Here is a 22268-nt window from a genome sequence, read left to right on the forward strand (position 1 = left end):
AAACATCACGCAGCCAGCCGCGCCGGCGTGAGCAGCGCCGGCAATGCCTCCATCGAATCGACCAGCGCGTCGGCGCCCAGCGCCGCGGGCCCGCCGGGGCCGGCGTAGCCGTAACGCACCAGGCAGACCGGCATGCCGGCCGCGCGTGCCGCTTCAACATCCACCGGCGAATCCCCCACCAGCACGCCCTGCGCGGGGTCGACGTCTAGCAGCCGGCAGGCATGGCGCAGCGGTTCGGGATGCGGTTTCATCTGCGCAATCGAATCGCCCGCCACCAGGACTTCCAGGTACGCTGCCAGCCCGGTCAGCGCCAGCAGCGGTGCCGCCAGTGCGCGCGGCTTGTTGGTGACGCAGGCAAGCCGGTAGCCCTCGCGCCTGAGCGCGGCCAGGCCCGCTTCCACGCCCGGGAACACTGCCCCAAGGCGGCCATTGGTCTCGGCATAGTGACGATGGAACAGCGCCTCGGCAGCGGCGGCTTCCACCCGCGGCGAAAGCTGCGCGGTTTCCAGCACGCGCCGCACCAGGTTGGGCACGCCACGGCCGATGAAGCCGGCCACGGTGTCGAACGGCAGCGGCGGGCTGCCGAGCTCGGCCAGCATGCGGTTGGCGGCCTCGACGATGTCAGGCGCGCTGTCGACCAGCGTGCCGTCAAGGTCGATCAGCACCGCGGTGCAAGGCAGGGATACGGTGGGCATCACTTGTCCTCCAGCAGGGAACGCGCGGCAGCGGCGACATGCGCCGGGGTCAGGCCGAAGTGCTGGTACAGCGCCTCGGCCGGCGCCGATTCGCCGAAGCTGTCAATGCCCAGCGCCACGCCGCCCTCGCCCACGACGCCGCGCCAGAACCAGGTGGCGCCCGCCTCCACGCTGACGCGCGGCAGGCCCGGTGGCAGCACCGTGTCCCGGTAGCTCGCTTCCTGCGCGTAGAACAGCTCGACGCAGGGCATGGACACCACGCGCGCGGCGATGCCTGCCTCGGCAAGGTCAAGCGCAGCGCGCTGCGCGATCTCCACCTCGGAGCCAGTCGCCACCAGCACCACGCGCGGCGCCACGGTATCGCGCAGCACATAGCCGCCGCGCGCGATGGCTGCGCGCTGGCCCGCATCGCGTTCGAACGGCATCAGCGCCTGCCGCGACAGCACCAGGCAGGCAGGACCCTGCTCGCGCCGCAGCGCAGCCAGCCACGCATACGCGGTCTCGGTCCCATCGCACGGGCGCCAGACCTGGTTGTTGGGGATCAGACGCAGGCTGGCGGCGTGCTCCACCGGCTGGTGCGTGGGACCATCCTCGCCCAGGCCGATGGAATCATGCGTCAGCACATGCACCACGCGCAGCCGCATCAGCGCGGCCATGCGGATGGCATTGCGCGAATAGTCCGAAAAGGTCATGAAGGTGCCGCCGTAGGGAATCAGCCCCCCATGCAGCGCAATGCCGTTCATGACCGCGGCCATGCCGAACTCGCGCACGCCGTAGCTGACGTAGTTGCCGTGCCCGGCGTGGTTGACCCAGACCGAAGCCTTGACATTGGTGAGATTGGAACCTGTCAGGTCGGCCGAGCCGCCCAGCAGCTCGGGCAAGGCGGGCGTCAGCGCCTCCAGGCAGAGCTGCGATGCCTTGCGCGTGGCGATCTTGCCCTGCAGTGCGGAGGGCGCGTCCAGCAACGTCATCAGTTCCGCATCGAAGCCTTCCGCCAGGCGGCCGTTGATACGGCGCAGGAATTCCTCGGCCAGTTCCGGATGCGCGGCACGATAGCCGGCGAAACGCGCCTCCCAGTGGGCCTCGCGCGCGGCGCCTTGTGCGCGCGCCTCCCAGGCGTCGGCCACGTCTGGCGGCACGGTGAAAGGCTCGGCCTCCCAGCCCAGCGCCTCGCGCATGGCGGCGATCTCCGACGCGCCCAGCGGCGCGCCATGCACATCGTGCCCGCCGGCCTTGGCCGGCGCGCCCTTGCCGATCACGGTGCGGCAGCAGATCAGCGTGGGCCGCTCGCGCTCGGCTTTGGCCGAGTGCAGCGCGGCATCGACGGCCTGCGCATCGTGCCCGTCGACGCCGGCGATCACATGCCAGCCGTAGGCGGCAAAGCGCTTCGGGGTGTCGTCGGCAAACCAGCCGGCGACGTCGCCGTCGATGGAGATGCCGTTGTCGTCGTACAGGCAGACCAGCTTGCCCAGCTTGAGCGTGCCCGCCAGCGAGGCGGCCTCGTGGCTGAGCCCTTCCATCAGGCAGCCGTCGCCGAGGAAGACATAGGTGTGGTGGTCGACGATGTCGAAGCCGGGCCGGTTGAAGGTGGCGGCCAGCAGCTTCTCGGACAGCGCCATACCGACCGCATTGGCCAGGCCCTGCCCCAGCGGCCCGGTGGTGGTTTCCACGCCCGGCGTCACGCCGCGCTCGGGATGACCCGGCGTGGCCGCGTGCAGCTGGCGGAACTGGCGCAACTGCGAAATCGGCAAGTCGTAGCCGGTGAGATGCAGCAGCGCATACTGCAGCATGGAAGCATGGCCGTTGGACAGCACGAAGCGGTCACGGTCGGGCCAGGCCGGGTTGGCCGGGTTGTGGCGCAGGTGGCGTCGCCACAGCACTTCGGCCATCTCGGCCATGCCCATGGGTGCGCCGGGGTGGCCGGACCTGGCCTGCTCCACCGCGTCGGCGGCCAGGAAGCGCAGCGCGTTGGCGCAGCGCGCTGCGGAATCGATGCGTTCGGGTGCGTTCATCTAGGGTGTCCTTGCAACACGGCGGTTCACAGGGCGGCGCGCTTGCGGCGCTCCATCATGCGCAGCACGAACGGCGTAAAGATCAGCTGCATGGCCAGCTCCATCTTTCCGCCCGGCACCACGATGGTGTTGGCGCGCGACATGAAGGAGTCGTGGATCATGCTCAGCAGGTACTGGAAGTCGATCCCCTTCGGGTTGGCAAAGCGGATCACCACCATGCTTTCATCCGGCGCGGGGATCTCGCGCGAGATGAAGGGGTTGGAGGTGTCCACGCACGGCACGCGCTGGAAGTTCACATGCGTACGCGAGAACTGCGGGCAGATGTAGTTCACGTAGTCCGGCATGCGGCGCAGGATGGTGTCGGTCACGGCCTCCGTCGAATAGCCGCGCTGCTTCTTGTCGCGCCACAGTTTCTGGATCCACTCCAGGTTGATGACGGGCACCACCCCGATCAGCAGGTTGGGGTACCGGGCGACATCGACTTCGTCGGTCACCACGCCGCCATGCAAACCTTCATAGAACAGCAGGTCGGTGTCGGCCGGCAACGGCTCCCACTCGGTGAAGGTGCCGGGCTCCTGCCCGAACGGGGCCGCCTCCTCCATGCTGTGCAGGTAGCGCCGGCGCAGGCCCGTTCCGGACTCCGCATAGGAGCGGAAAAGGTTCTCCAGGTCGCCGAACAGGTTGTTCTCCGGGCCGAAGTGGCTGAAGTTCATATTGCCGGTGCGCTCGGCCTCGGCCATCTTGACCTTCATCTCGGCGCGGTCGTAGCGGTGGAAGCTGTCGCCTTCGATCACCACCGACTTCACGCCCTCGCGGCGGAAGATGTTCTCGAAGGTACGGGTCACCGACGTGGTACCGGCCCCGGAGGAGCCGGTGATGGCGATGATGGGATAACGTTCTGACATGGCCATGCACCTCAGGCAGATGCGCGGAACAGGCTGCGCTCGTTGAACAGGGGATTGGGAAGGTCGGGATCGGACTGGTCGGTGTGGTAGCGCTCGATCCGTTCCACTTCATTGCGCGAGCCGAAGATCACGCCGATGCGCTGGTGCAGCGCGCCCGGCGCCACCGACATCAGCGGCTGCCGGCCGGTGCTGGCGCGCCCGCCGGCCTGCTCCATCAGGAAGGCGACCGGGTTGGCCTCGTACAGCAGCCGCAGGCGGCCGGGTTTGGCCGGGTCCTTGCTGTCGCGCGGGTACATGAAGACGCCGCCACGCATCAGGATGCGGTGCGCCTCGGCCACCATCGAGGCGATCCAGCGCATGTTGAAGTCCTTGCCGCGTGGCCCGCTCTTCCCGGCCATGCACTCGGAGATGTAGCGCTGGATTGGCGCTTCCCAGAAGCGGCTGTTCGAGGCGTTGATGGCAAATTCCTGGGTATCGACCGGCACGCGCAGGTTGGGATGGGTGAGAAAGAATTCCCCCAGGTTGGGATCGAGAGTGAAGCCGTTGACCCCGTTGCCCACGGACAGCACCAGCATGGTGGTAGGCCCGTAGAGCGCGTAGCCGCCCGCCACCTGGGCCGTGCCGGGCTGCAGGAAGTCTTGCTCGGTGACGGCGGTGGCGCCTTCGGGTGCGCGCAGCACCGAGAAGATGCTGCCCACCGAGACATTGACGTCGATGTTCGACGAGCCGTCGAGCGGATCGAACACCAGCAGGTACTTGCCGCGAGGGTAGCACTCGGGAATCTGGTACGGCTCGGCCATTTCCTCCGAGGCCATGCCGGCCAGGTGGCCGCCCCACTCGTTGACGCGCAGGAAGGCCTCGTTGCTCAGCACGTCGAGCTTCTGCTGGATCTCGCCCTGCACGTTGACAGCGGTGCCATTGCCATCCTCGCTACCGGCGCGGCCGTGCAGGCCGCCCAGCGCGCCGAATGCGACCGCGCGCGCAATCTCCTTGCAGGCCATGGCAACGTTGAGGATCAGGCCGTTGAAGCCGCCGCTGGCGTCCGGATAGCGGCGGCGCTCTTCGATCAGGAACTGCGTCAGGGTCATCCTCTGGACTTCGGGCATGACAGGTCTCCTCATGGTTTGCTGTGTGTTTTTGTGTGGCGCTGGGGGCTACATGTACGTGGCAGCCTCGCGCAGGCGGCGCAGGATGCCCCGGTAGCCGCCGTCGGCATCCGGCGCGCCAAACACGGCGCTGCCGGCGACGAAGGTGTCGGCACCCGCGCGGGCGATCCCGGCAATGTTGTCGGCCTTGACGCCGCCGTCGATCTCCAGCCAGACTGGCCGCCCGCCGGCCTCCAGCTGCCGGTCGATGCGCGCCCGTACCTGGCGCAGTTTGTTCAGCACGCCGGGGATGAACGCCTGGCCGCCGAAGCCCGGGTTGACGCTCATCAGCAGCACCAGGTCGAGCTGGCCCAGCGTGTGGTCCAGCCAGCCCAGCGGCGTGGCCGGGTTCAGCACCAGGCCGGCCTTGCAGCCGTGGTCGCGAATCAGGCCGATGGTGCGGTCCACATGCCGGCTGGCCTCCGGATGGAAGCTGATGATCCCTGCGCCCGCCTTGGCGAACAGCGGGATCAGTGCATCCACGGGCTCCACCATCAGGTGCACGTCGATGGGGATCGAAACGTGCGGCCGGATCGCCTCGCACACCAGCGGGCCGATGGTCAGGTTGGGCACGTAGTGGTTGTCCATCACGTCGAAGTGCACGAGGTCGGCGCCGGCTGCCTCGATTGCGCGCACCTCCTCGCCCAGCCGCGCGAAGTCGGCTGACAGGATGGAGGGCGCCAGGCGGATGGCGCGCTGGCTGCCGTGGTCGGTGTGGTGGTCGGTGGCGTGCATATCAGGCTGCCTCGAACAGGGTGCCACGATGCCAGCGGCGCAGCGCGGCCAGGTCGGCCCAGCGTTGGTCCGCGCCCGGCAGGTGCTGCGGAATCGGCCGCTCGGGGTCGCCCAGGTGCGGCAGCACCAGCAGCGCGCCGTCGAAACGGTCCTGCGCGGTGTAGGCGGTGGGCGTGACCACGGTGGGGATGCCGGCCGCCTGCGCGGCGCGCAGCCCGTTCTCCGAATCCTCGATGGCCAGGCAATCGCCGGCCTCCAGGCCAAGCCGGTCCAGCACGGCCAGGTACACATCCGGGGCCGGCTTCTTGACAGCGGTGGTGCCGGCATCGCCGATGGCGGCGAAACGCTCGCGCCAGCCGGCACCCAACGGCGCCTGCAGCAGCGCATCGAGGTTGGCCGGCGTGGTGGTGGTCGCGATGGCGAGCGGCATGCCGGCGCGGCCAGCCTCCTCGATCAGGCGGGCGATGCCCGGCCGCAGCGGCAGCCGGCCGCTGCTGACGCGCTCGGCATAGTGGCGGGTCTTGATGGCATGCACGGCGTCGATCGTTTCCTTGACCTTGCAACCGCGGGCTTCTTCCGGATCGACCATCCGCCAGTAGTGCATTAGGCGCTCCTTGCCGCCGGCCACCTTGAGCAGGCGCGTGTAGAGCGCCTCATCCCAGCACCAGTCGAGGCCGACTTCGGCAAAGGCGGCATTGAAGGCCTGGAGGTGGGCGGTCTCGGTATCGGCAAGCGTGCCGTCTACATCGAAGATCAGGGCTTGCATGGCTTACTCCCTCGCCAAGGTTTGCGCGGCCGGTGCGAACACGCGGCTGGCAAGCAGATCGGCGGCCGTGATGGTGGTCAGGGTCTGGTCGTCGGCGACCGCGCCGGCATCGTCCAGCAGGCGCGAGGCATGGCGCAGCCGCGCGCGGTCGAGCGCATTGCGCACGCTGCGGGCATTGGCGAAATGCGGTTGCGCCATGCGCCGGGCCAGGTAGTCGGCAAAGACGGCGCGGCTCTGCTCGTCGAAGCGGTACTGCATCTCGTCCAGCATGAGATCCGCGATCTGGCGCAGCTCGTCGAGCTGGTAGTCGGGGAAGTCGATATGGTGGGCGACGCGCGAGGACATGCCCGGGTTCGATTCGAAGAAGCGGTCCATGCGGTCCTTGTAGCCGGCCAGGATCACCACCAGGTCTTCGCGGTTGTTCTCCATCACCTGCAGCAGGATCTCGATGGCCTCCTGGCCATAGTCGCGTTCGTTCTCCGGGCGGTAGAGGTAGTAGGCCTCGTCGATGAAGAGCACCCCGCCCATGGCCTTCTTCAGGATCTCCTTGGTCTTGGGCGCGGTATGGCCGATGTACTGGCCGACCAGGTCGTCGCGGGTCACGGCCACCAGGTGGCCGCGCCGCACGTAGCCGAGCTGGTGCAGGATCTGCGCCATGCGCATGGCCACGGTGGTCTTGCCGGTGCCGGGATTGCCGGTGAAGCACATATGCAGGCTGGGCGCGCCCGCGCTGAAGCCGCGTGCGGCGCGCAGCTTGTCCACCAGCAGCAATGCGGCGATATCGCGAATGCGCGCTTTCACCGGCTTCAGCCCGATCAGCTCGCGGTCGAGCTGGGCCAGCAGCTCGGTGATGCCCGAGCTGGCCAGCGATTCGGCCAGCGATCCGGCCAGGGCAGCAGGCCGCTGCAGCGGTGCGGTCGTTTCGGGTGCGGACATGGCAGGCTCCGTGAAGATCAATCGGTCAATCGGTTCGATGAATTCGGGGCGCAGCTTTCCCCCGGTGCGCGGCCGTCAGGCGGCGCAGCCGTGGGATGGCACATTCAGGAAAATTGCCGGCAGCAGCGCCGTGGCAGCGCTGCGCAGCGGCTCAGTCGATGCCGCGGTAGCGACTACCTTCCGGCCTCGCCTGCACGGCGTAGCTCTCGATCGAGTAGCGCATCGTGCGGCCGGGCTCCTCCTGCCGCACCAGGCGGAAGCCGGGTTCGTCGGCGGGACGATTGACGATGAAGGACATCACCACCGACTCCACCGTATGGGTCGAATCGAAGGCCGTGACGCGGATGTAGTGGTTGGGAAAGGTGCTGCGGGCGTTGTTGATCTCCAGCAGGATGCCGGCGGCATCGCGCAGGTCGAACATCGGCAGGCCGAACATCTCCCAGTAGGTATTGCGCGGATGCGGGTCGTCGGTGTATTCGATGCCGACCGCCCAGCCCTTGCCCAGGCAGTATTCGAGCTGGCTGGTGATCTGCGCGTCGGTGAGGTCGGGCAGGAAGGAGAAAGTGCCTTGAGTAATGCGCATGATGTCCTCTCGTTCTTTGGGGTCGCTGTGGTTGCGTCGTATCAGGTTCAGGCCACCGACGCGGTCGGCACGAAGTCCGAGGTGTCGGTCGGCGTGTAGTTGAAGGTGATGTCGCCCCAGGTATCGAGCGCCGCCCGCAGCGGTCCGCACCAGCGCGCGGCGTCGCGCAGGATTTCCGGCCCTTCGTTGAGGATGTCGCGCCCTTCGTTGCGCGCCAGCACCATCGCTTCCAGCGCGACGCGGTTGGCGGTGGCGCCGGCCTGGATGCCCTGCGGGTGGCCGATGGTGCCGCCGCCGAACTGCAGCACCACGTCGTCGCCAAAGAGGCTGATCAGCTGGTGCATCTGGCCGGCGTGGATGCCGCCGGAGGCCACCGGCATCACCTTGCGCAGCGAAGCCCAGTCCTGGTCGAAGAACAGCCCGCGCGTCAGGTCGGTCTGCGTGTAGGCATCGCGGCAGACGTTGTAGTAGCCCTGCACGGTAAGCGGGTCGCCTTCAAGCTTGCCCACCGCGGTGCCGGTATGCATGTGGTCCACGCCTGCCAGCCGCAGCCATTTTGCGATCACGCGGAAGGACACGCCGTGGTTCTTCTGCCGGGTGTAGGTGCCATGGCCCGCGCGGTGCAGGTGCAGGATCATGTCGTTCTGGCGGCACCAGTTGCTCATGGACTGGATGCAGGTCCAGCCGACGATCAGGTCGACCATGATGATGACCGAGCCCAGCGACTTGGCGAACTCGGCGCGCCGGTACATCTCCTCCATGGTGCCGGCGGTCACGTTGAGGTAGCTGCCCTTGACCTCGCCGGTGGCGGCCGAGGCCTTGTTGACCGCATCCATCACGAACAGGAAGCGGTCGCGCCAGTGCATGAAAGGCTGCGAGTTGATGTTCTCGTCGTCCTTCATGAAGTCCAGGCCACCCTTCAGGCCCTCATACACCACGCGGCCATAGTTGCGCCCCGACAGCCCGAGCTTGGGCTTGGTGGTGGCGCCCAGCAGCGGGCGGCCGAACTTGTCCAGCCGTTCGCGCTCGACGATGATGCCGGTCGACGGGCCGGCGAAGGTCTTCACGTAGGCGACCGGGAAGCGCATGTCTTCCAGGCGCGCGGCCTTGATCGGCTTGAAGCTGAAGACGTTGCCGATGATCGACGCGGTCAGGTTGGCGATCGAGCCTTCCTCGAACAAAGACAGGTCATAGGCCACGTAGCAGAAGAACTGCTCGGGGTTGTTGGGCACCGGATCGACCCGGTAGGCCTTGGCGCGGTACATGTCGCAGGCGGTCAGGCGGTCGGTCCACACCACCGTCCAGGTGGCGGTGGAGGATTCGCCGGCGACCGCGGCGGCGGCCTCGACCGGGTCCACGCCGTCCTGCGGCGTGATGCGGAACAGCGCCAGCAGGTCGGTGTCCTTGGGCTCGTAATCGCCATCCCAATACCCCATTTCCTTGTACTTCATAACGCCGGCGTCGTAGCGCTTGCGCGGCTTGGCTTGGATCGTCTCAGGTGCGTTCATTGCTGGTCTCCCTTGCGTGGATTGACGGCGTGGCTGCGTTGTTGGAAAGATATCCGCCGACCCACATAAGGTAAATTCAGATATTCTTAGCCCCTGCATAAGCAATCCCTTAAGTGCGCACCAAGCCGCACATCAACTAAAACCCGCCCCCACTGCCCATGTCCTTCCTGCGCGCCCTTACCCTTCGCCAGTTGCAGATCTTCGTCACGGTGGCCAGGCACGGCAGCTTCGTGCGCGCGGCCGAGGAGTTGCACCTGACCCAGCCGGCGGTCTCGATGCAGGTCAAGCAGCTCGAATCCGTGGTGGGCCTGGCGCTGTTCGAACGGGTCAGGGGGCAGCTCACGCTGACCGAGCCCGGCGATCGCTTCCTGCACCATGCCTCGCGGATCCTCGGCGAGGTGAGAGACGCGGAGGAAGGACTGCAGGCAGTCAAGGACGTCGAACAGGGTTCGATCACGATCGGGCTGATCAGCACAGCCAAGTACTTCGCGCCCAAGCTGCTCGCCGGCTTCACCGCGCTGCACCCGGGCGTGGACCTGCGCATCGCCGAAGGCAATCGTGAAACGCTGCTGCAGCTGCTGCAGGACAATGCGATCGACCTCGCGCTGATGGGCCGTCCGCCGCGCGAGCTGGACGCCGTGTCGGAGCCCATCGCCGCGCATCCGTACGTGCTGGTGGCCTCGACGCGGCACCCCCTGCACGGCGAGAAGGGATTCGACCTCCAGGAACTCCGTCACGAGACCTTCCTGCTGCGCGAGCCGGGCTCGGGTACCCGTACGGTGGCGGAGTTCATGTTCAGGGACCACTTGTTCGCGCCGGCCAAGGTGATCACGCTGGGCAGCAACGAGACCATCAAGCAGGCTGTGATGGCGGGAATGGGCATCAGCCTGTTGTCGCTGCACACCCTGTCGCTGGAACTGCGCACCGGCGAGATCGCGCTGCTGGACGTGACCGGCACGCCGATCGAGCGCGTCTGGCATGTGGCGCATATGGCAAGCAAACGGCTGTCTCCCGCCGGCGAGAGCTGCCGCGCCTACCTGCTCGAGCACACCGCGGAGTTCCTGGGGAAGGAATATGCCGGGCTGCTGCCCGGGCGGCGTGTGGCCTGAGGCCAAGTGAATTGGTCAGTGTTCGGAAGCAATCAGCCGCATTGAGTGCGCTTGTGCCAATGGCTTGCCGCTGAGAGTTGACGTTGTCCCCGACCGGCCGTCACGAAATCCTGGTTCCGGAATATTCGTTCGCGACGGCCGGCCAACAGGCTTGTGCAAGCAGGGTTCAATCCAGCGTGATGCCTTCGCGCTGGATCACAGCTGCCCAACTGGAATCCTCCTTCTCAATGCGCCTGGCAAAGTTCGCAGGGTCAACCATGACGACCTCGCCCTGCAGGCTCAACGCGGCTCGTGCCTTGCCGTCATCAAGCACGCCACGCGTGATCGAATGGAGTCGTTGAACGATCTGCGGCGGCGTGCCGGCCGGAGCAAGCATGCCGATCCAGAACGTCACGTTGAACGGCGTGATCCCGACCTCTTCCAGAGTAGGCACTTCGGGTAACTGTGTCATTCGCTTCGATGCACTGATCGCGAGCGGCTTCAGCTTCCCTGCCTTGATTTGAGGCAGCGCGGTCCACGTGTCAAATGCCGCATCCAGCTCGCCACTGACCACTGCCAGCTGCGCCTGCGCAGACGACTTGTACGGAATATGCGTGGTCTTGATCTTCGCCCTGTTGTTCAACATGGCGAAGCTGAGATGCGCGATATTGCCTGGGCCTGCCGATCCATAGCTGACTTTGCCAGGATATTGCGAGGAAAAACGCACCAGGTCCGTTACCGACCCTACCGAGTTCTTCTGGGACCATTCAGGATTCGCTACCAGAATGAAGGGTGCCTCCAGAACCAGCGTGACCGGCGTGAAATCCTTCGGCTTGTAGTTGCTTTTCTTGTAGACCTGATGGTTGATGGTGATGCTGCTGGAGTTCGTCAGCAACAAGGTATACCCATCCGGCGCCGCCCGGGCAGCCTCTGCCACGCCGATCAGTCCATTGGCGCCCGCCTTGTTCTCCACGATCACCGGCTGACCCAAGGACTTGCTGAGATGGTCTGAAACAATGCGTGCCACGGTGTCGGTGAATGAACCCGCCGGGAACGGAACGATCATCCTGACCGGCCTGCTCGGCCAGTTTGCATCCTGGGCCGCGGCCGGACCGGAGATTGCGCAAAGCAAGACGCTTAGTGCCACAGCAAATCTGAATTTGCCCGCGGATTGAACGCAGCGCGTCGCAAAATTGAGTTCCTTCATGTCGTCTCCTGATTGTCGTTAGTCGTATTCGAAACACAAGCTGGCCTACGGCACCTCTCTCGATTGCCTGGGCTTCGCCGTCTTGCCGGTGATCCCCCGTTGCTCCAGGTCGGCAATCTGCGCAGCGTTCAGCCCCAGCACGCGAGCCAGCACTTCCTCGTTGTGTTCGCCCAGGGTCGGCGCGACGTTGCGGATCGGCATGGGGTGGATGCCGGTGCGAAACCAGGCGGTGCTGGCCGTGTAGCGGCCGATGTGGGCGCGCTCGACTTCGCGCCAGAATCCCCGCGCGCGCAGGTGGGGATCCTGCAGGACTTGCGCCATGGTTCGCACCACGCCGGCGGGAACGCCGGCCTGTTGCAACAGGCGCATCGCATCGTCCGCGCCCCGATCCACGCACCAGGCGGAGATCGCCGCGTCGATCCTGTCCTGATGCGCACGGCGCCCCGATGCTCGCGCAAGCAGCGCATCCGCGGCGAGGTCCTCCCTTCCGATCGCACGACACAGCGCAGGCCAATGCGCGTCGGTAACAGTCAGGACGATCCACGCGTCCTCGCCCGCGCAGCGGAAGCACCCGTGGGGGGCATGCATCGGATGACGATTGCCCTGGCGAGGGGAGACCGTTCCGCGGACAGACTGCTCCAGGATGAACGGCGCCGCCATCGGCAACATGGCCTCCACTTGTGACAGGTTCACATGTCGGCCCGCGCCGGTGGCCTGCTGTTCGAATAGCGCCAACAACATCGCGGCCCCCGCATTCAAGCCGCCAATCGGATCGCCATAGGCGTACGACGTCATGGCCGGCGGCCCCTGCGGGTGTCCGGTGTGAAGCGGCAGCCCACTGGCTTGCTCCAGCGTGCCGCCGTAGGCGCGCGTGTTGCTCCACGCGTTCCCCAGCCCGAATGCCGGCATCGACAGCATCACCAGCCGCTTGTTCACGGCCCGCAGTGCCTCGTAATCCAGGCCCAGCTTCGGCAGGACTTCCGCGGAGTAGTTCTCGATCACCGCATCCGCGCCTTGCACCAGCTGCAGCAGCAACTGCTTTCCTTCGGGGCGCGTCAGGTCCAGGGTGATCCCCAGCTTGTTGCGGTTCATCAGGTTGAAGTTTGAGTTCTTCTCGTACAGCCGGTCCCGATAGAACGCCTCCGTGAAGTTGGCGCCGCGCCACCAGTCGGGATAGCCGGTACTCTCGACCTTGATGATTTCCGCGCCAAAATCGGCCAGGGTCCGGGAAGCGAGCGGTCCCGCCCAACCCATCGTCAGATCGATGACGCGGATCCCTTGCAACGGCAACTGGTCAGTAGATGCTCGCTGGCGCTGCAGACGGGGGCGGTATGCCAGGCCCGATGCCCGGTAGAGAACATCATGCGCGCCCTTCGCCGGTGCCGTTCCCCCCAGCAACGGACCGGCCGCATCGAGGCGCAGCGGTACCACAGGGCCTTCGAAGGTCACGCCGCCTGCAGCGACCTGGACAAACGCGCTACGCTGCCGATGAACGTCCTGCCCGAGCAACTCTTCCATCGTCGGAACGATGACAGTCGGGTGCTTCTTCGCGCCCAGGATCTCGAACCACTCCTGGGCCGACCGCGACAGGAACGCGCGTTCAAGCAGCGCGTCGATCTCGTCCGCACGGGCCATGCGCTCCTGGCCGTTGGCGAAGCGAGGGTCGTCAGCCAGCTCCGGTTGCCCGATCGCTTCGCACAGCGCCTTCCACTGCGGCAGCGTGTGCGTGAAGATGCCGATCCACCCTGCCGAGGTCCGGTAGATCCCGGCTGGGTGCGTGCCACAGAACCGGTTAACGCCGAGACGCCGAAGCGGATGGCGCTGGTCCGGGACCATGCCGGCTTCCATTTCGACGACGCTGAGGCTGGCCTCATGCGCACTCAGCACATAGCGACGGCTGCCATCCGTTGCGCCGATCAGGCCCGCAACAGCCGCCGAAAACGCAATCAGCCCGAATACCACTGCCGTCTGCACGTCGTGCGGCATGTGTGGCGGCCCCTCGACCGGGCCACTGCCATGCACGGCACCGGCGAGGCTCCGGCACACGGCTTCCGCGCCTGCATACTGGCTGTAGGGTCCGCTCTCCCCGAACCAGGTAAGTACGACCTCGATCGGCTCGTGCTCCTGCTTGTCGCCGGTACTACCGGGCCAGACAGGTTTGGCGGAAATGCCCGCACCTGCTGCCAGCGCCCGCGCATCCAGCACGACATCGCAGGTCCGCGCCAGTTGTGCCAGCCATGCCCTGTCCTCCGGGCTGTCGCCATCGACCGTGACGCTGCGTTTGTTGGTGTTGAGCCATGCAAAGAGCGCGCTTTCAGGCTGCTCTGCCCCAGGAGCGCAGACCATAGGCGGCATCTGCCGCCAGGCGTCACCCGCAGGACTTTCCACCTTGATGACTTCGGCGCCGAAATCGGCGCACAACTTGCCCGCGTACGCAAGTGCCGGGCCAGTGCCGACCTCCAGCACGCGCAGGCCGCGCAGCGCCAGTCGAGCCGTGTCAGGACCATTCATCGTCATAGGAACCTCTTGTATATGGACTATCCAGGGCCAGGGTTCACCACGCATCGACAAACGAACGGCGCTCCCGGCGGCGTCGGATGTCGGCTGATGCGATCCCTTGGACGATCCACTTCCGCGTCTGCGCGGGGTCAATCACGGCATCGATCTCCACCGCGGCGGCCGTGCTGATCGCGTGGCCACGCTCGTAGGCGTGGGCAACCAGCTTGTCGAACAGCGCTTTCCGCTCCGGCCCGTCGGGAATCGCTTCCAGCTCCTTCTTGAAGCCCAGCGTGACGGCACCCTCCAGACCCATCGGACCAAATTCTCCGGTCGGCCACGAAATGACGAAATTTGCCGAGCGGAAGCCGCCTCCCGCCATGGCCATAGCGCCAAGGCCATACCCCTTGCGCAGCGTGACGCCCAGCAAGGCAACGCGCAGCTTGGCGGCCGTGAGGAACATGCGCGACACATGGCGCACCTGCGCGCGAGCCTCAACCTCCGGCCCGACCATGAACCCCGGGGTGTCGATCAGCGAGATGATCGGCAGTCCGTGCGCGTCGCACAGCTGCATGAAGCGCGCCGCCTTGTCTGCAGCATCGGCATCGATGGCGCCCCCGAGATGATGCGGGTTGTTGGCCATGATCCCGACCGGCTGCCCCTCCACGCGGGCGAGAGCGGTGTGAATGCCTGCGCCGAAACCACCGCGCAGCATCAGCACGCTGCCGACGTCGGCGATCCCCTCGATAGCTTTGCGGGAGTCGTACACGCGCAGCCGGTTCTCGGGCACGACGTGGCGCAAGTCGAGGGGATCCGGTGCGGTCCAGTGCGCCACGCGACCCTGGAACATCGACAGGTAGTGCTTCGCCACCTGGACCGCCTGCGCTTCGTTCTCAACGAGGACATCGACCACGCCATTGGCAAATTGCACCGAAGCCGGACCGACGTCCTCCGGACGGAAGATCCCAAGACCCCCGCCCTCGATCATGGCTGGCCCTGCCATGCCGATATTCGCTGACTTGTCGGCAATGATCACGTCGCAGCAGCCCAGGAAGGCCGCATTGCCGGCAAAGCAGCGACCCGACACGATGCCGACGACTGGGACATGCCCATTCAGATCGGCAAATGCGGCAAACGACGGTTGATACAGGCCGGACACCGAGGGGAAATCCACGTCACCGGGTCGCCCGCCACCGCCTTCGGCAAAGAGCACCAGCGGGAGCTCGTCACGCAGCGCGACTTCCACGATGCGGTCGGTCTTGATGTGGTTGCGTTTGCCTTGCGTTCCCGCCAGGACCGTGGCGTCGTAGGCCATCACCGCGCTGCGCGCCTTGTCCTTGCCGACAAGTTCTCCGTTGATGTCGCCGATGCCGGTAACCAGTCCGTCAGCCGGGGTATTGGCAATCAGGTCTTGCTGGGTACGGCGGGAGGCCTGCGCCGCAACAGCAAGCGCGCCGTACTCCACGAAGGTATCCGGATCGCACAAGTCCGCGACGTTCTCACGCGCCGTGCGCTGGCCGCGGGAACGGCGCTTCGCTACCGCATCGGAGCGCCCCTCGTCATACAGGTAGGCATGCCGGTCGAGCACGCGTTGGAGGTCCGCACGGATCGCATGAAGGTCGACGTCCCGGGCGACGTCCGCTGACTCGCCATTGGCCTCGACCTGCTCCAACACCATCAGGATCTGGCCTTCCCGCGCCAGGGCGCCTGCCTCCAGCCGCAGGTCGATGACACGGCCGCCGCATTCAGCCGTCACGGCGTGTTCCATCTTCATTGCGTCGAGAACCGCAACCGTCTTCCCCGGCTGGACGATGTCGCCCACATTCACCGAGATCTCGACTACGCGGCCGGTCAATGGCGCACGGATCGCCACGGCCCCTTCGCCCACGGCCTCCTCGGCATCCGCCAGGCGCGGCGCGCTTACAGTGGCCGCTGGCGCCGCGGCGCCGAGCAGGGATTCTTGCGCACGCTCGGCCCTTGCAATGTCCTCTGCCGATGCAGTCAGGTCCGGCAAGATCGCTTCGAAGTGCCGTGTGTGGACATCCTGGCTGAGGAATTCGGCGCGCTGCGTGAGGGCCCGCAACAGGTTAAGGTTGGTCGGTACCCCAACGATCCGGAATTCCGCAAGACTGCGCTGCAGACGCCGCACGGCGCCCTCGAACCTAGGCGTCGCACTGGTGACAACCAGCTTTGCCAGCAGCGTGTCAAAGTTGGGCGACGGCTCATACCCGGTGTAGCCGTGCGTGTCGACACGAACGTCCGGACCTGAAGGCGGGTCGAAGCGTTCCAGGCGCCCCTGGGCCGGGCGTGCAAGGCCCTGCGCGTCGGTCGTTTCCGCATTCACACGCACCTGGATCGCGTATCCCTTCGGTTGCGGCGGCGAAGCGTGGTTGAGGCCAAGGTCACCCAGGGTCTGCCCTGCGGCAAGCCCGATCTGCAGCGCCACGAGATCGACGCCGGTGACTTGTTCCGTGATGGTGTGCTCGACCTGCAAGCGGGGATTGGCTTCAATGAAGACAAAATCCTTCTGCGCACCAGACTCGGTTTCCTCGACCAGGAACTCGAAGGTTCCCAGGCTCAGGTAGTTGACGCGGCGCGCCAGCTTCAGCGCGGCCTTGATGATCTGCTCGCGAAGCTCCGGTCGGAGTGCCGGGCTGGGAGCGATCTCCACAAGCTTCTGGAAGCGGCGCTGCAAGGTGCAGTCCCGCTCGCCGAGCGCGATGACTCGCGCCCCGTCGCCGGCAATCTGCACTTCAATGTGGCGCGCCCGGCTGACCAGCCGCTCGGCGTACAGGGCATCGATGCCAAACGCGGAGCTCGCCTCGGAGCGGCAGCGCGCGTAGGCTTCCGCCAGGTCTTCGCGCCGCCGGACCACGCGCATGCCGCGGCCGCCGCCACCGCCAACGGCCTTGATGACGATGCCGGCTTCGCCTTGCGCATCGAAGAAGCTGGCGATTTCATCGAGAGACGCTCCGCCCCGCGTTGCCGGCATGGTCGGGACATCGCACTCGGCCGCCAGTTGCAGCGCACTGCCCTTGTCCCCGAACAGGGCAAGGTGCTCTACGGTGGGGCCGACGAACGTGATGCCGGCGTCAATGCACGCCTGGGCAAAATCGGCACGCTCGCTCAGGAAGCCATAGCCTGGGTGGATTGCATCGCAACCGGATGTTTTTGCCGCGGCAATGATGCCCGCAATGTCGATGTACGCCGGCGGCCCGGCCCCGTCGAGAGCAAGCGCCTCGTCAGCCAGCATGCGATGCCGCGAACTGGCGTCGTCCTGCGAATAGACCGCGACCGTGCGGATATCCAGGTCGCGTGCGGCGCGTTGGACGCGCAGCGCGATCTCCCCTCGATTGGCGATCAGCAGTTTTTTCAATTCATGTCTCCTTCGGTTTTCTAAGTCAGAGCCGTGCCAGGCCGCGATTGCGGCCTGGCGGCAAGTACTGAGCAGTGGGGCGGCTTGCGGGCTGTGCAGCGCTCAAGGCCGGATGCCGAATCGGCTGATGCCGGTTTCACGCAGCGGTGCCGCCAGATTGGCGAACTCGCACAGCAGCGTGCGCGTGTCGCGCGGATCGATGATGTCTTCAATGACGAACGCCTCGGCGCTGCGAAACGGCGACGTCAGGCTGCGCACGCGCTGCTCTATCTCGGCGTGCTTCTGCACCGGATCGTCGGCGCCTTCAATCTCGGCCTTGTAGGCAACTTCCAGTCCGCCTTCGATCGGCAGCGAGCCCCAGTTGGCCGATGGCCAGGCATAGCGGAAATTGAACCGCCCCATATGCTGGTGGCCGGCTGCCGCGACGCCATAGGCGCGGCGCAGGATCACCGAACACCACGGCACCGTGCTCTGGTAGACCGCGGCCAGCGCGCGCACGCCGTAGCGCATGGTGCCTGCCCGCTCGGCTTCCAGGCCGATCTGGAACCCGGCGATATCGACAAGGTTGACCACGGGCAGGTGGAAAGCCTGGGCCATGTCGACGAAACGCGTGAATTTCTCCGCGCTCTCGCTGTCCCAGCCGCCACCATGGAAGGACGGATCACTGGCGATGACAGCCACCGGCCAGCCATCCAGCCTGGCCATGCCGGTGATAATTGCGCAGCCCCAGTTCATGCCGATCTCGAAGAAGGAATCGGCATCCACCAGTGCCTGCACGATCGGGCGGATCTTGTAGGTGGCACGGCTGTCGCGCGGAATAGCCGACAGCAGCCATTGGTCGCGACGGGCCGGATCGTCGGCCGGCTCGATCCGCGGCGGCAGTTCATGGACGGACCCCGGCAGGTAGGACAGGAATCGACGTGCGCGCTCGAAGGCCTCCTGCTCGGTGGCCACCTCGTCGTCCACCACGCCGTTGCGGGTATGGATCTGGCTGCCTCCCAGTTCGTTCTTGGTCAGGTTCTGGCCAAGGCGCGCAACCACAGACGGACCTTCATTGAACAGTTGCGAAGTCTCCTTGACCATCACCGAATAATGGCTGGCTGCCACACGCGCCGCCCCCATGCCCGCAACGGATCCGAGCGCCAGGGACACCACCGGCACCACGGACATGTTCTCCACCACGTGCTGCCAGACCTTCATGGTGGGGATCAGGGTGTGGCCCTTGATCTCGATATTGCGCACCGAGCCGCCACCGCCGGTGCCGTCGACCAGCCGGATCATCGGCAGGCGCAGATCGTGCGCCATCTTCTCGCCGTGGATCAGCTTGTCGCCCATTGCGCCATCATTGGCACCGCCGCGCACGGTGAAGTCGTCGCCCACCAGCACAACCGGCCGCCCGCCGACCTGGGCCCGGCCCATCACCAGGTTCGAAGGGACCAGGTCCACCAGCCGCCCGTTGCTGTCATAGCGGCCACTGCCGGTCAGCCCGCCCACCTCCCGGAACGATCCAGGGTCGGAAATCTCATCGATGCGCTCTCGCACCGTGAGCTTTCCGGCCGCCTTATGGCGCCCCACTTTGTCTTCGCCTCCCATACGGGCGGCGAGTCGCCGCCGGTAGGCCAGTTCGTCGATTTCGGGTTGCCAGGTCATGGTGTTGTCTCGATGTTGACGGATACATGCTGGCTTCCATACCGCACGACCCGTGCCACCCTGACGACACTTGCAATGCCCTTGAATTTATTGAGAAATTTCCGACGCTCGCGTACCATGTCCGCATTAAAGACATGAGGCGTCCGCATTGAGGACACCCACGGAGACAAGCAGTGTCCTCAGGAACAACACCACGAACGGCAGCCAAAATGGCTGCGCTGGGTGCCGTAGTGCGTTCGTCCGGCGGCAGGGTCGCCACGGTAGGGATCTGTGCGGACCCCGCCATTGCGGACGCGGCGGAATCCGCCTGCAAGCGCGCAACGGACCTGGCCAACGGGCGCAGGCTTTTTCCTGTCGAGGCCGGCGATCACCGCTACATCGGCCTGTGCCTGGAAGACGGCAGCCATCAGCTGATCCTCCTGCACCCTGCCGAGACGCAAACGGTGTTGTTCGACTTCATTGGCACGGTGCCCTTTGCAGGCGCCATCCTCGACCACTTCCTGACCGACCCGTACCAGGCCATCACGGTGGTCGACCAGGACGGCCTGGTGCGTTTTATCAGCCCGGTGCACGAGAAGTTCCTGGGCCTGGAAGCCGGCGCGGGCATCGGCCGCCCAGCCGCCAGCGTCATCCCGAATTCACGGCTACCGCAGGTTGTCGCGAGCGGTAAGGCGGAGATCGGGCAGTTGCAGGAGATGAACGGCGTCACCCGCGTGGTCAACCGCATCCCCGTCCGACAGAACGACAATGTGGTCGGGGCCATCGGCCAGATCATGTTCAAGGGACCGGAAGCGCTTGTGCGCATGCACAAGGAGTTGTCGGAACTGCGCTCGCAGGTGGCGCGTTACCAACGCGAACTGGACGGCTTGCGAGAAAGCCAGCCCCTGCTCGCGCTCATCGGCGAAAGCGCACCGATGCAGCGGCTGCGCCGCGAGATCCAGACCGTGGCACGCCTGGACGTGCCCGTGCTGATCCTCGGCGAAAGCGGCACCGGAAAGGAACTGGTGGCCCGCGCCATCCACAGCGCGGGCCAGGAGCCGGTCAGCGACAGGCCGCTGGTCAGCCTTAACCTGGCTGCCCTGCCTGCCACGCTGATCGAATCCGAACTGTTCGGCCATGCGCCCGGCGCCTTTACCGGAAGCCGGCGCCAGGGGCAGGCCGGCAAGCTGGAACTGGCGGCCGGCGGCACCGTATTCCTGGACGAGGTCGCGGACATCCCCATGGAAATGCAGGTCAAGCTGTTGCGGGTGCTGGAGGACCACATGGTCGAACGCCTTGGCAGCCGCCGCGCGCAGCGTGTGGACTTCCGCCTGATCTCTGCCACCAATCGCGACATTCCCACCCTGGTCGACGCCGGGCGCTTCCGCCTCGACCTGTATTACCGCCTTAGCGGCGTGGTGCTGCGCATTCCGGCCTTGCGTCAGCGGCGCGAAGATATCCCGGCGCTGCTGCAGCACTTCGTCGGCGCCTTCTGCGCGCGCAATGCCGTGCCCGTGCCTAAGGTCGATCACGACGTAGCCCGACACCTGGCCAGCCAGCCCTGGCCCGGCAATGTGCGCCAGTTGCGCCAGCGCATCGAGGAGGCGCTGGTGTTCTGCGATGGCCGCACGCTGCGCGTGGCGGATTTTGCACGTGGGGAAGCGGCACGCGGGCCAGTGAGCATGGAAAGCCAACTCAGTGTGAATCCACCGGCGCAAGCGTATCCGCATGAGGAGATCGACGAGGGGGACCTGCCATCCCACTCATCCAAGCCGGGGGTATCGAGCGAGGCTGGTGCCGGCATGAGCGAGCTCGCCTATGCAGCGGTGGTCGACGCCATCGCGCGCCATGGTGGCAACAAGAAGCGGGCCGCGGAGCAATTGCGGATATCGCGGTCGCACTTGTACAAGATCCTGGAACGGGGGGCGGCTCGGTAACCAGCCTGGTCGCGCACTGCCGAGTCTATGCCCGGAGGGCAGACGTTCATTCCGCTACCCTTTGCCGAGGGGCAAGGCGTTTCATCGGGTCGGCCGTGGCAAGCTGGGTGACGTCACCTGCGCTTGAGCACCATGGTCACCGCCGGAACCACAACATAGAGAGCCCGCACGCCGCCACCAGCAGCAGGACCGAGGCTGCCGCAAGCAAGGCACCCAGCTCGGTTTCCTTGCGCTCGAGCGCGAAGCGGGCGCTGAGCTGGCGATACACCTGGGTGAGGTCGGCAGCCGAGCCTGCCTGGAAGTACTGGCCACCCGTCATCGTCGCTACCGCGCGCAAGGCGGTTTCATCGAGCTGCATGAAGTAAGACAGGCTCGACTCGCCTGCGGCCCCACCCTGCGGCGAACCGAAGCCCACCGTATAGACACGCACGCCACGCTCGGCGGCCATGCGCGCGACGTCCACCGGGTCCGGGCCGGCGGTACGGCGACCATCGCTGAGCAGGATCACCGCACCGTGCCGATACGTGCCGGGCTGCGCCGGCGGCCGCTCCTGCTCTCGCTTGCGGGCGGCGTCGGCCGCTGCGGCCTCGTCCAGCGATTCGGCCCGACGCCCGGAACGGGGCGAAACGCTGCCGAACAGGATCGCCTCCAGATCGATACCATCGTCGGGAAACAACACTGCCAGCGCCTGGATCAGTCCGCTGCCGGTCGCCGTGCCGCGCTGGAGCTGAAAGCGATCGATCGCGTCGAGCATGTCCTGCCGGTTGTTGGTGGGGGGCAGCACCACGGTCGCCGTGGCGGCGAAGGAAACGATGCCCAGGCGCACGCTGGCCGGCAGGCCCACGATGAGGTCCCGGGCGGCCTGCTGGGCGGCGCTGATTCGCGTGGGAGCAACGTCGGCCGCCTCCATGCTGCGGGAGGTGTCCATGGCCAGCACCAGGGTGACCGTGTCGGCCGGCAGGGTGACGGTTGCGCTGGGGCGGGCGCATGCCAGCAGGGCCGTGGCCAACGCGAACAGGAAGAGCAAGGGAGGAATGTGGCGCCGCAGCCTTTGGCCGGGAGACAGGGCCGCGCGGGGCAATGCAAGGCTTGCATAGAGCACGGCGGCTTTCTTGCGCCGCGCGATCAGATACAGGTAAGCGGCTGCCAGCAGTGGGAGCGCAAGCAGCAGCCAGAGCATTTGCGGCCAGAGAAACTGCATGCCCTGCTCCTTGGCGCGTGGGTAAGAGGATGGTACTGTATTTTCCAAG

Annotated in this window: 16 protein-coding genes; 2 read left to right on the plus strand and 14 right to left on the minus strand. The window is 66.2% G+C overall.

From position 1 onward, the window contains the following. Positions 1 to 5: 5 nt before the first annotated feature. The 9 genes from gph to ABNX08_RS26545 all read right to left on the minus strand — a co-directional run bounded on the left by gph (position 6) and on the right by ABNX08_RS26545 (position 9285). Complete coding sequence (gph, locus tag ABNX08_RS26505) at positions 6 to 695, minus strand: phosphoglycolate phosphatase (RefSeq protein WP_022538667.1); 690 nt, start codon at positions 693 to 695, stop codon at positions 6 to 8. Continuing rightward, entirely contained in the window at positions 695 to 2707 is a 2013-nt protein-coding gene (gene tkt, locus ABNX08_RS26510; protein ID WP_022538668.1) for a transketolase, read from the minus strand. The genes gph and tkt overlap by 1 nt, the downstream gene beginning before the upstream one ends. A 26-nt stretch (positions 2708 to 2733) precedes the next feature. Then, on the minus strand, positions 2734 to 3612 hold the full coding sequence (locus ABNX08_RS26515; RefSeq protein ID WP_041682083.1) for a phosphoribulokinase: 879 nt from the start codon (positions 3610 to 3612) through the stop codon (positions 2734 to 2736). Positions 3613 to 3623: 11 nt separating this feature from the next. Further along, entirely contained in the window at positions 3624 to 4718 is a 1095-nt protein-coding gene (locus tag ABNX08_RS26520; protein WP_022538670.1) for a class 1 fructose-bisphosphatase, read from the minus strand. A 48-nt stretch (positions 4719 to 4766) separates the two neighbouring features. Beyond that, positions 4767 to 5492 carry a ribulose-phosphate 3-epimerase gene (rpe, locus tag ABNX08_RS26525; RefSeq protein ID WP_022538671.1) on the minus strand — a complete coding sequence of 242 codons (726 nt, stop codon included), beginning with the start codon at positions 5490 to 5492 and terminating at the stop codon, positions 4767 to 4769. A gap of 1 nt (position 5493) precedes the next feature. Then, entirely contained in the window at positions 5494 to 6258 is a 765-nt protein-coding gene (locus ABNX08_RS26530; protein WP_022538672.1) for an HAD family hydrolase, read from the minus strand. A gap of 3 nt (positions 6259 to 6261) precedes the next feature. Next, on the minus strand, positions 6262 to 7194 hold the full coding sequence (gene cbbX, locus ABNX08_RS26535; protein ID WP_022538673.1) for a CbbX protein: 933 nt from the start codon (positions 7192 to 7194) through the stop codon (positions 6262 to 6264). A 151-nt stretch (positions 7195 to 7345) separates the two neighbouring features. Continuing rightward, positions 7346 to 7777, minus strand: a complete 432-nt coding sequence (locus ABNX08_RS26540; protein ID WP_022538674.1) for a ribulose bisphosphate carboxylase small subunit — start codon at positions 7775 to 7777, stop codon at positions 7346 to 7348. 47 nt (positions 7778 to 7824) lie between these two features. Then, positions 7825 to 9285 (minus strand): form I ribulose bisphosphate carboxylase large subunit, encoded by a 1461-nt coding sequence (locus tag ABNX08_RS26545; RefSeq protein ID WP_022538675.1) that lies wholly within the window; start codon positions 9283 to 9285, stop codon positions 7825 to 7827. Between the two features lie 158 nt (positions 9286 to 9443). Here ABNX08_RS26545 and ABNX08_RS26550 point away from each other — a divergent pair, with 158 nt between their 5' ends. Next, a complete protein-coding gene (locus tag ABNX08_RS26550) occupies positions 9444 to 10394 on the plus strand; it encodes a LysR family transcriptional regulator (protein ID WP_022538676.1) in 951 nt (316 codons plus the stop codon). 166 nt (positions 10395 to 10560) lie between these two features. On the opposite strand, the gene ABNX08_RS26555 is transcribed toward ABNX08_RS26550, so the two are convergent. The 4 genes from ABNX08_RS26555 to ABNX08_RS26570 form a co-directional block, all read right to left on the minus strand. Further along, complete coding sequence (locus tag ABNX08_RS26555; RefSeq protein ID WP_022538677.1) at positions 10561 to 11580, minus strand: tripartite tricarboxylate transporter substrate binding protein; 1020 nt, start codon at positions 11578 to 11580, stop codon at positions 10561 to 10563. 45 nt (positions 11581 to 11625) lie between these two features. After that, on the minus strand, positions 11626 to 14097 hold the full coding sequence (locus ABNX08_RS26560) for a CoA transferase (RefSeq protein WP_022538678.1): 2472 nt from the start codon (positions 14095 to 14097) through the stop codon (positions 11626 to 11628). A 37-nt stretch (positions 14098 to 14134) separates the two neighbouring features. After that, complete coding sequence (locus tag ABNX08_RS26565) at positions 14135 to 17452, minus strand: carboxyl transferase domain-containing protein (RefSeq protein WP_022538679.1); 3318 nt, start codon at positions 17450 to 17452, stop codon at positions 14135 to 14137. A 102-nt stretch (positions 17453 to 17554) separates the two neighbouring features. Further along, positions 17555 to 19102 carry an acyl-CoA carboxylase subunit beta gene (locus tag ABNX08_RS26570; RefSeq protein ID WP_022538680.1) on the minus strand — a complete coding sequence of 516 codons (1548 nt, stop codon included), beginning with the start codon at positions 19100 to 19102 and terminating at the stop codon, positions 17555 to 17557. 209 nt (positions 19103 to 19311) lie between these two features. Between ABNX08_RS26570 and ABNX08_RS26575 the strand changes: the two genes are divergently transcribed. Then, positions 19312 to 21018, plus strand: coding sequence for a sigma 54-interacting transcriptional regulator (locus tag ABNX08_RS26575; protein ID WP_041681784.1), 1707 nt, complete (start codon positions 19312 to 19314; stop codon positions 21016 to 21018). Between the two features lie 136 nt (positions 21019 to 21154). On the opposite strand, the gene ABNX08_RS26580 is transcribed toward ABNX08_RS26575, so the two are convergent. Further along, positions 21155 to 22219, minus strand: a complete 1065-nt coding sequence (locus ABNX08_RS26580; RefSeq protein ID WP_022538682.1) for a VWA domain-containing protein — start codon at positions 22217 to 22219, stop codon at positions 21155 to 21157. Between the last annotated feature and the right edge of the window lie 49 nt (positions 22220 to 22268).

The organism is Cupriavidus sp. DF5525 (assembly GCF_040149425.2).
Lineage (GTDB): Bacteria > Pseudomonadota > Gammaproteobacteria > Burkholderiales > Burkholderiaceae > Cupriavidus > Cupriavidus pickettii_A.